General features: G+C 75.1%; 13 protein-coding genes and 1 tRNA gene. 8 read left to right on the plus strand and 6 right to left on the minus strand.

The window, feature by feature from the left end; genetic code table 11:
- Positions 1-1,071: hypothetical protein (locus ACFV0Q_RS29870; protein WP_385009479.1), on the minus strand; the 1,071-nt coding region annotated here is incomplete at its 3' end.
- Positions 1,010-1,882, minus strand: a complete 873-nt coding sequence (locus ACFV0Q_RS29875; protein ID WP_385009480.1) for a phosphatase PAP2 family protein — start codon at positions 1,880-1,882, stop codon at positions 1,010-1,012. The genes ACFV0Q_RS29875 and ACFV0Q_RS29870, both read right to left, overlap by 62 nt.
- 117 nt (positions 1,883-1,999) lie before the next feature.
- Here ACFV0Q_RS29875 and ACFV0Q_RS29880 point away from each other — a divergent pair, with 117 nt between their 5' ends.
- Positions 2,000-2,596 (plus strand): histidine phosphatase family protein, encoded by a 597-nt coding sequence (locus ACFV0Q_RS29880; RefSeq protein ID WP_385009481.1) that lies wholly within the window; start codon positions 2,000-2,002, stop codon positions 2,594-2,596.
- Positions 2,597-2,727: 131 nt separating this feature from the next.
- Here ACFV0Q_RS29880 and ACFV0Q_RS29885 read toward each other — a convergent pair whose 3' ends face one another.
- Positions 2,728-4,050 carry a tetratricopeptide repeat protein gene (locus ACFV0Q_RS29885; RefSeq protein WP_385009482.1) on the minus strand — a complete coding sequence of 441 codons (1,323 nt, stop codon included), beginning with the start codon at positions 4,048-4,050 and terminating at the stop codon, positions 2,728-2,730.
- A 218-nt stretch (positions 4,051-4,268) separates the two neighbouring features.
- On the opposite strand from ACFV0Q_RS29885, the gene ACFV0Q_RS29890 reads away from it, so the two are divergent.
- Both ACFV0Q_RS29890 and ACFV0Q_RS29895 read left to right on the plus strand, forming a co-directional pair.
- Positions 4,269-4,757, plus strand: a complete 489-nt coding sequence (locus ACFV0Q_RS29890; RefSeq protein ID WP_385009483.1) for a hypothetical protein — start codon at positions 4,269-4,271, stop codon at positions 4,755-4,757.
- 25 nt (positions 4,758-4,782) lie between these two features.
- On the plus strand, positions 4,783-5,676 hold the full coding sequence (locus tag ACFV0Q_RS29895) for a spermidine synthase (protein WP_385009484.1): 894 nt from the start codon (positions 4,783-4,785) through the stop codon (positions 5,674-5,676).
- Positions 5,677-5,693: 17 nt separating this feature from the next.
- On the opposite strand, the gene ACFV0Q_RS29900 is transcribed toward ACFV0Q_RS29895, so the two are convergent.
- On the minus strand, positions 5,694-6,230 hold the full coding sequence (locus ACFV0Q_RS29900; RefSeq protein ID WP_385009485.1) for a hypothetical protein: 537 nt from the start codon (positions 6,228-6,230) through the stop codon (positions 5,694-5,696).
- 78 nt (positions 6,231-6,308) lie between these two features.
- On the opposite strand from ACFV0Q_RS29900, the gene ACFV0Q_RS29905 reads away from it, so the two are divergent.
- The 3 genes from ACFV0Q_RS29905 to ACFV0Q_RS29915 all read left to right on the plus strand — a co-directional run bounded on the left by ACFV0Q_RS29905 (position 6,309) and on the right by ACFV0Q_RS29915 (position 8,806).
- The gene (locus ACFV0Q_RS29905; RefSeq protein WP_385009486.1) at positions 6,309-6,995 is read left to right on the plus strand and encodes a response regulator transcription factor; all 687 of its coding nucleotides are present in this window, start codon (positions 6,309-6,311) and stop codon (positions 6,993-6,995) included.
- A complete protein-coding gene (locus ACFV0Q_RS29910; protein ID WP_385009487.1) occupies positions 6,992-8,371 on the plus strand; it encodes an ATP-binding protein in 1,380 nt (459 codons plus the stop codon). The genes ACFV0Q_RS29905 and ACFV0Q_RS29910 overlap by 4 nt, the downstream gene beginning before the upstream one ends.
- A gap of 138 nt (positions 8,372-8,509) precedes the next feature.
- Positions 8,510-8,806, plus strand: a complete 297-nt coding sequence (locus tag ACFV0Q_RS29915; RefSeq protein ID WP_385009488.1) for a hypothetical protein — start codon at positions 8,510-8,512, stop codon at positions 8,804-8,806.
- Between the two features lie 54 nt (positions 8,807-8,860).
- Here the strand turns inward: ACFV0Q_RS29915 and ACFV0Q_RS29920 are convergent, their stop codons facing one another.
- Entirely contained in the window at positions 8,861-9,358 is a 498-nt protein-coding gene (locus ACFV0Q_RS29920; protein WP_385009489.1) for a MarR family winged helix-turn-helix transcriptional regulator, read from the minus strand.
- Between the two features lie 120 nt (positions 9,359-9,478).
- Here ACFV0Q_RS29920 and ACFV0Q_RS29925 point away from each other — a divergent pair, with 120 nt between their 5' ends.
- Together ACFV0Q_RS29925 and ACFV0Q_RS29930 are read left to right on the plus strand one after the other, a co-directional pair.
- The gene (locus tag ACFV0Q_RS29925) at positions 9,479-10,300 is read left to right on the plus strand and encodes an NAD(P)H-binding protein (RefSeq protein WP_385009490.1); all 822 of its coding nucleotides are present in this window, start codon (positions 9,479-9,481) and stop codon (positions 10,298-10,300) included.
- Between the two features lie 71 nt (positions 10,301-10,371).
- Positions 10,372-11,436 (plus strand): LacI family DNA-binding transcriptional regulator, encoded by a 1,065-nt coding sequence (locus tag ACFV0Q_RS29930; protein WP_385009491.1) that lies wholly within the window; start codon positions 10,372-10,374, stop codon positions 11,434-11,436.
- A 62-nt stretch (positions 11,437-11,498) separates the two neighbouring features.
- On the opposite strand, the gene ACFV0Q_RS29935 is transcribed toward ACFV0Q_RS29930, so the two are convergent.
- Positions 11,499-11,571: transfer RNA gene (locus tag ACFV0Q_RS29935), tRNA-His, on the minus strand.
- Positions 11,572-11,580 lie beyond the last annotated feature (9 nt).

The following is an 11,580-nucleotide window of genomic DNA, read 5'->3' on the forward strand; positions in this document are numbered from 1 at the left end:
GTCGTCGGCGGAGCCGTCGGCGGGGCCCGCGCCGGCGGCCGCCGCGAGGGCCGCCCCGACGGTGGTCAGCCCGCCCAGCTCCCCCCGTACGGACCGGCCGAGCGCGGTGGGCTCCCCGGCGGCGCGGGACCGCTCCCGGCAGTGGAAGGCCAGCTCGCAGGCGGCCAGGCACTCGGGGGCGTAGGCCGCGTCGACGGCGGAGACGGCCTCGGTCAGTTCCCCGGCGGTCCGGGCGGGGTCGAAGCTCAGCCCCTCGGGCAGACCGGCGGCCAGCTCCTCGACCCGGGTCAGCCGCTCCAGCTGGCGCACGGTCACCGACCGCTCCCGGCGTACGTCGACCAGCGCGGCGGTGGGCAGGTTGGAGAAGTCCTTCGGGCAGACGAGCACCACCCGGTGGTCCACCTCGGCCCCCGTCAGCTTCGCGGCGGTCCGCTCCAGGGCCAGCACGTACACGGCGGCCTGCCGCGCGGCGGCGCCCACCTTCGCGGAGTCCGCGGCCCCGTCGATCATCGGGAACGACTTGATCTCCACCACGGTCCACCGGCCGCCCGGGTCCACCACGACCGCGTCGGGCTCCAGGTAGGCGGGGGTGCCCGCCACCTCCAGGGCCAGCATCGGATGGTCCAGCAGCGTCCACGCCCCCGCGGCGGTCGCCTCCCGCAGGGCCAGCGCGGTCCGGGCGGCGCGGCCCTCGGGCCCGGCGGCGGTCAGATCGGGCACCCGGGCGTCCGGCCCGGGCGGCTCGGCGGCGCCGCCCAGCCGGGCGTGCGCGAGCCGCAGCAGCTCGGCTCCGCCGTCCCCCTTGACCTTGGCCTCGAAGGAGTTGCCGCGGATGATGGCGAACTGCGACTGCCCGAAGGCCGCCGGGGATCCCAGGGCGGTCGCGAGCGCGCCCTTGTCCACCCCGGCACCGTCGAGCAGGGCCCGTCTGCCACAGCCGGGGTTGGCCGCGAGCGCGGCGAGGGACCGGGCGTCGAGCGGCCGGGGCGGCACGGCGGGGCCGCGCAGATCAGCGAGGCGCCGGCGCAGCGTCGTCTTCCGCGGGCGAGCGGCGGGCGGGTAGGAGCTCACGGGCGGAAGTGTCCCATCCGCCACTGACAATCGTGGACGTACCGCGAAAACGGGCCGGTTGAGCCCCTCGGGAGAAACGTTCCTGCGTCCGCCGCCGCGCGGCGACGCGGCGCGCGATCAGCAGCCCGGCGCCCATCACGGCGGCCCCGCCGACCGCGTCGAGGAAGTAGTGGTTCGCCGTCCCCATCACCACCACCACGGTCAGCGCGGGATAGGCCGGACCCAGCGCCCGCACCAGCGGCCGCCGCGCGTGGCGCCACACCAGGAGTCCGCACCACAGGGCCCAGCCGACGTGCAGGCTCGGCATGGCCGCGTACTGGTTGGTCAGCGCGCCCAGCCCGCGCGGGGCGCTCGCCTCGGCGCCCCACCAGCCGTAGGCGCTGTAGTGGGCCATCGTGTCCGTGAACCCGTACGAGGCGTCGAGCAGCCGGGGCGGGCAGGTCGGCAGCAGCACGAAGCCGGCCAGGCCGAGCAGGGTGGAGGCCACCAGCCAGGTGCGGGCGGTGCGGTAGTGCGCGGGCCGCCGGCGGTAGAGCCAGACCAGCACGGCCGGGGTGACCAGGTAGTGCAGGGACGCGTAGGCGAAGTCGGCGGGTATGCCGAGCGGGCCGGTGTGGGAGAACAGCCGGTTCAGGGGTCTCTCGAAGTCGATCCGCAGCAGTTCCTCGGCGCGCAGGATCGCCAGTCCGTGGTCCACGGCGAGGCCGGCGTCGCCCCGGGCGAGGAGCCTGCCGCCCGAGTAGGCACCGTAGACGAGTCCGAGCAGCAGCAGTTCCGCCCACCAGCGCGTGGGCCAAAGCCGTTTGGTCATGAGGGGTAGGACGCCCGGCGGACGGGCCGAGTTGCCCCGCGTTCACGTCGTGGATGATGGGCGGACGACTGAACCACCGCATCGCGGATGAACCCCCACGGACCGGGAGAAACAGATATGGCCCCCCGCATCCTGCTGGCCCGCCACGGCCAGACGGCATGGTCCAGGCTCGGCAAGCACACCGGGCGCACGGACGTACCGCTGCTGGAAGAGGGCAGGCAGGGAGCGAAGCTGCTGGGCGAGCGCCTCGCCCGCGAGCCCTGGGCGGGCCTGCGCGGCCTGGAGGTGCGCACCAGCCCGCTGGTCCGCGCGAGCGAGAGCTGCGACCTGGCGGGCTTCGGGCTCCAGGCTGAACCCTGGGACACCCTCATGGAGTGGGACTACGGCGACTACGAGGGCATGACCCCGGCCGAGATCCAGGCGGTCCGGCCGGGCTGGCTGATCTGGCGCGACGGGGTCCCCGGCGGAGAGTCCGTCGCGGACATCGCGGCGCGCGCGGACGAGGTCGTCTCCTGGGCCCGTTCGGCGGAACGCGACGTCCTGGTCTTCGCGCACGGCCACGTCCTGCGCACCCTCGCCGCCCGCTGGCTCGGCTTCGAGGCCTCCTTCGGCGCCCGCATCCGGCTGGACCCGACCTCCCTGTCCGTCCTGGGCTGGGCCTACGGGGCCCCCGCGCTGGAGCGCTGGAACGACACGGGCCACCTGGACACGTAGATCCGCCCCTCAATCGCCGCGTGCGGGCTGACGCCAGCCAGATCCAGCCCCTCCGGCGTTTGAGGAGCGGGGTCTGGGGCGGAGCCCCAGGTGCCTCGGGCGCAGCCCCGCCCGGTCAGTCGGGCCGCCCTTCAGGCAGACGCGTGTCGGCCGAGGAACGCCCCCACCCGGGGCGACCGCTGGTGCGGGATCAGGGTGCGGGCCGTGCCCGCGAGCATCGACTGGATCCGGGTCGACTGGACCTCGGTGAGCAGGTCCAGCACCCGGCCGCCCGCCCAGGCGGCCTCGTCGGGGGCGCCCGCGCGGGCCAGGTCCTCGGCCAGCTCGGCCGTGTACAGGGCCACGTTGCGCGCGAAGTGCGGGTCCTGGAGGTCGGCGGCCCGCCGGGCGTGCCGGGCCGCGCGGGCGTGTTCCCCCAGCGACGCCCAGCAGCGGGACTCCAGCGATTCCAGCTCGGCCTCGCCGAAGAAGGACATCCACTCCGGGTCGGCGCCCGACTCGCCCCGCGAGAACTCCGTGTGCGCCCGCGCGAGGGCCTCCTCGCAGGCCCTGCGGTCGGCCAGCCCCGACCAGCCGCCGGCCTCCCGCAGCGCCAGCAGCGACAGCAGCCGGGGCGAGCCCAGCGAGCGCGCCGCGCGCCGGCCCGCCTGGGCGGCCCGTACGGACTCGCGCGGGCGCCCGACGTCCCGCGCCAGGAAGGCCATGTTGCTGAACGCGTGGGCTTCCAGGGCGGCGTCCCCCGACACCCGGGCCGTGGCCAGGGCCTCCGCGTAGTGCGAGCGGGCGTCCTCGAAGCGGCCCGAGTCGTGCGCCAGCCACCCCACCGAGACGGCCAGTTCCCCGGCCCCGGCGTGCAGCCGGTCCTCGGTGGACTGGCGGGTGGCCCCCGCGTCGAGCAGCGCGTAGGCGGTGCGCAGGGGCTGGGCGGCCCGCCGGTAGAGGGCGTCGGCCCCGTGCCGGTCGTCGAGCAGCCGGATCTGGCGGACCGCGTCCTCGACGGCGGCGGCCTCGGCCTCGCCCGCGCGGGAGGGGAGCCGGCGGGTGTCGCCGAGCAGGGTGAGGCTGAGCGTCGCGGCCGCCACGGTCGCGGAGCCGCCCGCCATGAACGCGCGACGCAGCACGTCGCTCTCCTTGGAACGGTGGATGAGGTGGGAGAAGACGGGGGGCGCGGGCAGGGCGCGCTGCGCGGACCGCCCGCGCACCGCCTCGCGCGGGGAGAAGCCGAGATCGGCCAGGGTGCTGCCGGGGAACATGTGGAGGAAGACCCGCTCGTACGCGTAGTTGGGGCAGCGGATCTCCCCGGACTCGACCCGGCCGATGTAGCGGGCGTCGCAGGAAACCGTTTCGCCGATCTCCCGTGCGGCCCGGCGCACCAGGGCCGCGAACTCGGCGGGGGAGTGCTGCCCGCGCAGCCGCCGGAAGGAGGAGTTGGGTGAGTGGGGGGACGCCGCCATGGACGTGGCCTCTCTGGACAATCTCAGGTGATCCCGGTTGATCCCTGTCGATCTCGCCCCGGAGCGCGGCTCCGGCGCGCACGAACGTACCGCCGACGAAGGCCGGTTCACGCGGTGTTTGGCTACAAAACGGATATCTCACCCGCCATCCGCCATGAACTGCCATCCTTTGCGGCGTCTTGCCGCCGCACCCGTTGACGCTCCCGTGCGTTGAACCCATGCGGATACGGATCGAGGAGGGGTTCCCCTTGGTGGAGGCCGGCATGGACAGCACTGGTACGAACACCGCGCCCGGACCCGGCGCGACCCCCACACCGGCCCCGGCCGCCACCCTCCCGGCTCCGGCCCCGGCACTGGACCTGGTGACCGTTCCCGCCCGGCAGGGCCTGGAGGCGGTGGACATCATCCGCCGCGGCGCCGGTCACGCCGCCCCCGGAGTCGGCCCGGTGCTCCACGACGGCTCCGGCGGCACCCTCGGCTTCCTCGTCCCGCCCGGCACCGCCGACGCCTGGGACCTGCCCGGCAGCGCCTGTACGCAGACCAACGGGCGCGGCGTGCGCTTCGGCGACGCCGTCTCCCCGACCGCGGGCGGCACCGGCTGGCTGCTGCCCCCCGAAGCCGTCGGTCCGGTCACCGACCCGGAGGTGCTGCGCGCCGCGCTCGGCGAGGCCGCCCGGCTGATCGAGGCGGCCGACAACTGCCGGTGAGCCGCTGACCAGCCATAATGAGGAGGTGGCAGGCAAGGGCAAGAACAGGGGCAAGGGCGGCCGGGGCGACCGGGACGGTGGTCAGGCCGCCGGGCCCGTCGTCGGGCAGGTGGGCGGCGGCCAGGCCGAGCTGGCTCCCGACCGCGAACGCGCCCGCGCCTGGACCCTGCTGATCGACGGGGCCCCGCAGTCCCACGTCGACCTCGACGACCCCGGGCACCTGGACTTCGCGTACCAGCGCCGGATCGGCCACCTCATCGACCTGATCGCGCCCGCCCGGCAGCCCCTGAACGTGGTGCACCTGGGCGGCGGCGCCTTCACCCTGGCCCGCTACACGGCCGCCTCCCGCCCCCGCTCGACCCAGCAGATCGTGGAGATCGACGCCGCCCTGGTGGCCTTCGTACGGGAACACCTGCCGCTGGACCCGCAGGCGCGGGTCCGGGTCCGGGCGGTGGACGCGCGGGCGGGGCTGGCGAAGGTGCCGGACGGCTGGGCGGACCTGGTCGTCGCGGACGTGTTCAGCGGGGCGCGCACCCCGGCCCACCTGACCAGCGCCGAGTTCCTGGACGACGTACGCCGGGCCCTGAAGCCGGGCGGGTGGTACGTGGCCAACCTCGCGGACGGTCCGCCGCTGGCCCACCTGCGGGGGCAGATCGCCACCGCCGCCTCCCGGTTCGCGGAGCTGGCGCTGGCGGCGGACCCGGTGGTGTGGCGGGGGAAACGCTTCGGCAACGCGGTGCTCGTCGCCGCCGACGGGGAGCTGCCCGTGGCGGAGTTCACCCGCCGGGTGGCGAGCGACCCGCATCCCGGCCGGGTCGAGCACGGCCGGGCCCTGGCGGACTTCACGGGCGGGGCGACCCCCGTCGCGGACGCCTGGGCGGTGGCGTCGCCGGAGCCGCCGCCGTCGGTGTTCCGGTAGGACGCGGCCGGGCGGCGTCAGGGGTCGACGATCTCCACCACCGGCGGGTGGTCGTGCCAGGTGCAGAACACCGACACCTCGCGGCCGTCCCGGGTGAAGGTGACCCGGATCCAGAAGTCCTGCTTCCACACCTGCATCCGCCAGCCCGCCTCGGGGGTGGCCGAGACCAGCCCGGCCGAGGAGGTCCCGAGGTCGAAGACGACCCGGCCGCCCGAGACGGAGTAGCCCTTCACGGTGCCCGGTCCGCCGCCGGAGCCGCCGCCGTCCGGGTCCTCGTCCGGCTGCCGGGCCGCCGAGGACGCGGGCCTGGGCTTCGCGGACGGGGATGGGGACGGGGAGCCCGTGGAGGGTGAGGGCGACGGGGACGCCGGGGGGCCGGGCGGCGGCGTCGACCCCTGCGTGGAGGAGGACAGCGGCCGCGTCGTCAGCGGAACCGCGAGCGGAGGATCGTAGGCCGTCCCGGACATGACCGTGTGCACGCCCCACCACGACAGGGTCACCGCGGCGGCGGTCGCCAGCACCCACGCCATGGCGTGTACAAGTCCTCGTCGCATCAGGGGACATCCTGCACCACCCGTCACAGAGGTGGCCCGGCACCTCCCGGGGTCCCCCGAATGGACTACGGTGCGGCCATGGCAAGTGTGCTCGTGGTCGAGGACGACCAGTTCGTGCGTTCCGCCCTGATCCGGCACCTGAGCGAGGCCTCCCACACCGTGCGGAGCGTCGGCACGGCCCTGGAGGCCCTGCGCGAAGTCGCCCACCACCGCTTCGACGTGGTCATCCTCGACCTGGGCCTGCCCGACCTCGACGGCTCCGAGGCGCTGAAGATGCTGCGCGGCATCACCGACGTGCCCGTCATCATCGCCACCGCCCGCGACGACGAGGCCGAGATCGTCCGGCTGCTCAACGACGGCGCCGACGACTACCTGACGAAACCGTTCTCCGTCGAGCACCTCTCCGCCCGGATGGCCGCCGTCCTGCGCCGCTCCCAGGCCGCCGCCGTGGAACCGCCCTCGCGCGTCCTGCGCGTCGGCGGGCTCGCCATCGACCCGCTGCGCCGCCAGGCCGAGCTGGACGGCGCCGTACTCGACCTCACCCGGCGGGAGTTCGACCTGCTGGCCTTCCTCGCCGGGCGGCCCGGGGTGGTCGTGGCCCGGCGCGAACTGCTCGCCGAGGTCTGGCAGCAGTCGTACGGGGACGACCAGACCATCGACGTGCACCTGTCCTGGCTGCGCCGCAAACTCGGCGAGACCGCCGCCAGCCCCCGCTACCTGCACACGCTGCGGGGGGTCGGAGTCAAGCTGGAGCCGCCGCTGTGAGATGGGCCCTGGTCAAGGTGTGCCTCGCGGTCACCAGCATGGTGGTGCTGGCCTTCGCCGTACCGCTGGGGCTGGTGGTGCGGGAGATGGCCAGCGACCGGGCCTTCTCCAACGCCGAACGGCAGGCCGCCACCATGGGGCCGACCCTGTCCATCACCACCGACCCCCTCCAGCTGCGCAAGGCCGTCGAATCCACCCAGATGGGCGCCGCGCGCCGGATGGCCGTCCACGTCCCCGCCATCGGCGGCGCCGCCCCCGTGGACATCGGCGACGGCTGGGCGGGCGCCCGTGCCGTGGCCGAGACCCGCAGCCTCGGCCGGGCGACGACCGCCCACGTCGCCGGCGGCGGGTCGGCGCTGCTCCAGCCGACCGCCCTGGGCTCCGGCGACATCGCCGTCATCGAGATCCTGGTCCCGGAGAGCGAGGTCAGCAACGGCGTCACCACCGCCTGGGTCGTCCTCGCCGGGGTCGGGCTCGCGCTCGTCATCGGCTCCGTCGCGGTCGCCGACCGGCTCGGCGCCCGCCTCGTACGGCCCGCCGAGCGGCTCGCGGACGCGGCCCAGCAGCTGGGCGAGGGGCGGCTCGGGGCACGCGTCGCCGAGGACGGCCCGAAGGAACTCCGCTCGGCGGCCGTCGCGTTCAACGCCATGGCCGACCAGGTCGTGGAACTCCTCGCCAACGAACGGGAGCTGGCCGCCGACCTCTCCCACCGGCTGCGCACCCCGCTGACCGTGCTGCGGCTCAACGCCGCCTCGCTCGGCGACGGCCCGGCCGCCGAACACACCCGGGCCGCGGTGGAGCAGCTGGAACGGGAGGTCGACACGATCATCCGTACCGCCCGTGAACAGCGCCCCGCCACCCAGGGCTTCGCGGGCGCCGGATGCGACGCCTCCGAGGTGATCCGCGACCGGATGGCCTTCTGGTCGGCGCTCGCCGAGGACGAGGGCCGCGAGGTCCGGCTCGCGGGCGTGACCCGCCCCGTACGGGTCCCCGTACCCCGTCCCGAGCTCGCCGCCGCCCTCGACGCCATGCTCGGCAACGTCTTCCGGCACACCCCCGAGGCCACCCCCTTCTCGGTGGACGTGCACGACGCGGGCGACGCCGTCATCGTCCTCGTCTCCGACGCGGGCCCCGGCATCGCCGACCCGGACGCCGCCCTGCGGCGCGGCAACGACGGCGGGCGGGACGGCTCGACGGGCCTCGGCCTCGACATCGTGCGGCGGGTCGCGGAATCCACCGGCGGCGACGTCCGGCTGGGGCGCTCCGTGCTCGGCGGCACCGAGGTCCGGGTGTGGATCGCCCTCGACGACCGGGCCCGGCGCGGCGGCCGTGGGGCGGCCGTCCGGCGTGGCCGGCGCAAGCGGCGGGGCAACTGACCGACCCGGGCGGCCGGGCGGTTCGCGCCGGGGTTCCCGGGCCGAACCCGTCGCCCGACGGCCCGGCCCGTACGGCGGCGCACATGTTGCCGGTCCGGAGGCCCGCGCGGAGCGTGGTGGTGACGAGAGGAGCCACGCATGAGAGTCATGCTCCGGGCGCACCTGGACACGGCCGCCGCCAACGAGGGCGTCAAGACCGGCGCCCTGACCCAGGCGGTCAAGAAGCTGATGGACACCGTCAAGCCGGAGGCCGCCTACTTCGGGCCGCACGAGGGCGTGCGGTCCCTCTGGATGGTCTTCGACCTCCAGGACAGCTCGACGATGCCCTCGCTGTTCGAGGACCTCTACCTGCAGTTCAACGCCGAGATCGACGTCAGCCCCGTCATGAACACCGAGGACCTGGCGAAGGGACTGGCGGCGATGCGGTCGTCGTAACGGACGCCGCGCTGCCGACGGCGCCGTACGGCCGCGCCGGCCGCCCCGGGGTGCTCAGGCGCGGTTCTCGGCGTGGAGCCGCTGGGCCTGGGTCCGTCCGACCTCGGCGGCGCGGTGGAGGTAGTCCCCGATGATGGCGAGCTCGGCGTCGGAGTAGCCCTCCAGTACGGCGCCGAAGGCCCGGCCGGGGATGTCCCAGGCGGCTCCGATCCGCTCGCGGGCGGCGGGCGCGAGGACGACGAGGGAGCGGCGGCGGTCCTCCGGATCGGCCCGCCGCTCGACGACGCCCGCCTTCACCAGCCGGTCGACGAGGCGGGTGGCGGAACCCGAAGTGAGCCCGGTCAGGCGGGCGATGTCCCCGGTGGACACGGGCCCGGGCTCCATGTCGAGGAGGGCCACGCACTGCATGTCGGTGGGGTGCAGGCCGACGTGGTCGGCCATGGCCTGCGTGAAGAGCGAGTAGTCGGCGTAGTGCCGCTGGCTCTCGGTGACGATGCGCGCGAGCAGCTCCGCGCGGCTCCACTCACCCGGACGAGGGGAATCGGTTGACATCGGCTTCTCCATGCCTGAGATTTATCTGTGTCACGCAGAATATTCGCAACGCAGAATCTGCGCCACGTTGGGCACTCAGCCTACCGGGCGCTTCATCATGAACAGAGCAGGAGTCTCACCATGTCGATCCTCGTCACCGGCGGCCGCGGCGCCGTCGCCCGCGCCCTCAGCGGCCTCCTCACCGCCCGCGGCATCCCCTTCCGCCTCGGCTCCCGTGAACGGGGCACCTCTGATGCCGTGCACTGCGATCTCTCCGACCCCGCCACCTTTCCCGCCGCGCTGGCCGGAGTCCGCTCCGTGTTCCTCTACGCCGAGGCCTCCGCCGCCGAAGCCTTCGTGAAGGAGGCCGTTTCCGCCGGCGTGGAGCATGTGGTGCTGCTGTCCTCCTCGTCGGTACTCGGCCCCGACCCGGCCGGGAGCCCGATCTCCGCCGGACACCTCGCGGTCGAGCAGGCCCTGCTGGCCTCCCCGCTGCGCACCACCCTGCTGCGCCCCGGCTCCTTCGCGAGCAACGCCATGAGCTGGTCCTGGCCGCTGAAGTCCGGCCGCCCCGTCCACCTGCCCTACCCGGGGTCCTTCTGCGACCCGGTCCACGAGGCCGACATCGCCGAGGCTGCCCTCGCCGTCCTGACCGACCCGGAGCTCGGCGGCCGCGCCTACACCCTGACCGGCCCGCAGTCGCTGACCTTCGCGACGCAGCTGGCGATACTCGGCTCCGTCCTCGACCGGCCCGTGCCCTTCGCCACCGTCACCCCCGAGGAATGGAAGGCCGAGATGGCGGACTACATACCCGGCCCGTATGCCGACGCCCTCCTCGACTTCTGGGCCGCCAGCGACGGCCTGCCCGTCCCCGTCACCGACGCCGTCGAGCAGCTCACCGGGCACCCCGCCCGCTCCTTCGAGACCTGGGCCCGGGACCACGCCGAGGCCTTCGGGGGCTGAGGGGAACGGGCCGCCTCCGGCAGGCCCCCCGGTCCTTCCCGGGGAGTAGATTCGGCAGCCGGGAGGCAGCCATGAAGGGTCACGGGCGCAGTGGGGGTCGGCCGACCCTGGAGGAGGTCGCTCTCCGGGCCGGAGTGGGGCGGGGGACCGTCTCCCGCGTGGTCAACGGCTCGCCCGGGGTGAGCGCGCGGACCCGGGCCGTCGTCGAGGCCGCCGTCACCGAGCTGGGGTACGTGCCCAACCGGGCCGCCCGGGCACTGGCCGCCAACCGCACCGACGCAGGCCGCCCGTCCGCCGGCCGCGCCGACGCCATCGCCCTGGTCGTTCCCGACCCCGGGGGACCCCTTTTCCCCGGGGGGTGGTTCGCCGAGGTGGTGCGGGGAGTCGGCTCCGCGCTGGCCGACACCGATGTGCAGCTGGTGCTGGCCCCGGCGGGCAGCGAGCGGGAGCGCCGCCGCCTGGAGGGGTACCTGGCCGGACACCGGGTCGACGGGGTGCTGCTGCTGTCGGTGGGCGCCGGGGACCCCCTGCCGGAGCTGCCGGTGCGCCTGGGCATACCGGCGGTGATCGGGGGGCGCCGCTCGGCCGGCGAGGCGCTGCCGAGCGTGGACTGCGACGACCGGGCGGGTGCGGCCGAGGCCGTACGCCACCTCCTGGAGCGGGGCCGCCGGGCGATAGCCGCGCTCACAGGTCCCCTCGACCTGTACGGGGCCCAAGGCCGCCTGGAGGGGTACCGGCAGGCCCTGGCCGATGCCGGGCACCCCGTGGACGAGGCGCTGATCTCGGTCGGGGACCTCGCGGAGGAGGGCGGTCGCCGGGCCGTGCGCGAGCTGCTGGAGCGCCGCCCCGCGCTGGACGCCGTCTTCGCCGCCTCGGACGTGCTGGCGGCCGGAGCCCTGAGGGAACTGCGCGCGGCCGGGCGCCGGATACCGCAGGACGTGGCGGTGGTCGGCTTCGGCGACTCGGAGCTGGCCCGCCACCTGGACCCGCCGCTGACCAGCGTGCGGCAGCCCGTCGAGGAGATGGGCCGGACCATGGCCCGGCTGCTGCTGGAGCGGATCGCGGGGAAACCCGGCGGCCCGGGGGAGCGGTCGGTGGTCCTGCCGGCGCAGCTGGTGGTCCGCGCCTCCTCGTAGAGCATCCTGGAGAACATGCGGAAGGCCCCGGTCCGCTTTCGCGTACCGGGGCCTTCCCACAGGGTGAGTGACGGGACTTGAACCCGCGGCCACCTGGACCACAACCAGGTGCTCTACCCGCGGAGGAACACCCACCAAGTACCG

Source organism: Streptomyces sp. NPDC059564, assembly GCF_042735575.1.
In the GTDB taxonomy this organism is placed as follows: Bacteria; Actinomycetota; Actinomycetes; order Streptomycetales; family Streptomycetaceae; genus Streptomyces.

Excerpts from the sequence above, each read along its gene's own strand:
- ACFV0Q_RS29875 (WP_385009480.1), bottom strand. The coding sequence starts at position 1,882 with ATGACCAAACGGCTTTGGCCCACGCGCTGGTGGGCGGAACTGCTGCTG.
- ACFV0Q_RS29880 (WP_385009481.1), top strand. The coding sequence starts at position 2,000 with ATGGCCCCCCGCATCCTGCTGGCCCGCCACGGCCAGACGGCATGGTCC.
- ACFV0Q_RS29885 (WP_385009482.1), bottom strand. The coding sequence starts at position 4,050 with ATGGCGGCGTCCCCCCACTCACCCAACTCCTCCTTCCGGCGGCTGCGC.
- ACFV0Q_RS29890 (WP_385009483.1), top strand. The coding sequence starts at position 4,269 with ATGCGGATACGGATCGAGGAGGGGTTCCCCTTGGTGGAGGCCGGCATG.
- ACFV0Q_RS29900 (WP_385009485.1), bottom strand. The coding sequence starts at position 6,230 with ATGCGACGAGGACTTGTACACGCCATGGCGTGGGTGCTGGCGACCGCC.
- ACFV0Q_RS29905 (WP_385009486.1), top strand. The coding sequence starts at position 6,309 with ATGGCAAGTGTGCTCGTGGTCGAGGACGACCAGTTCGTGCGTTCCGCC.
- ACFV0Q_RS29915 (WP_385009488.1), top strand. The coding sequence starts at position 8,510 with ATGAGAGTCATGCTCCGGGCGCACCTGGACACGGCCGCCGCCAACGAG.
- ACFV0Q_RS29920 (WP_385009489.1), bottom strand. The coding sequence starts at position 9,358 with ATGTCAACCGATTCCCCTCGTCCGGGTGAGTGGAGCCGCGCGGAGCTG.
- ACFV0Q_RS29925 (WP_385009490.1), top strand. The coding sequence starts at position 9,479 with ATGTCGATCCTCGTCACCGGCGGCCGCGGCGCCGTCGCCCGCGCCCTC.
- ACFV0Q_RS29930 (WP_385009491.1), top strand. The coding sequence starts at position 10,372 with ATGAAGGGTCACGGGCGCAGTGGGGGTCGGCCGACCCTGGAGGAGGTC.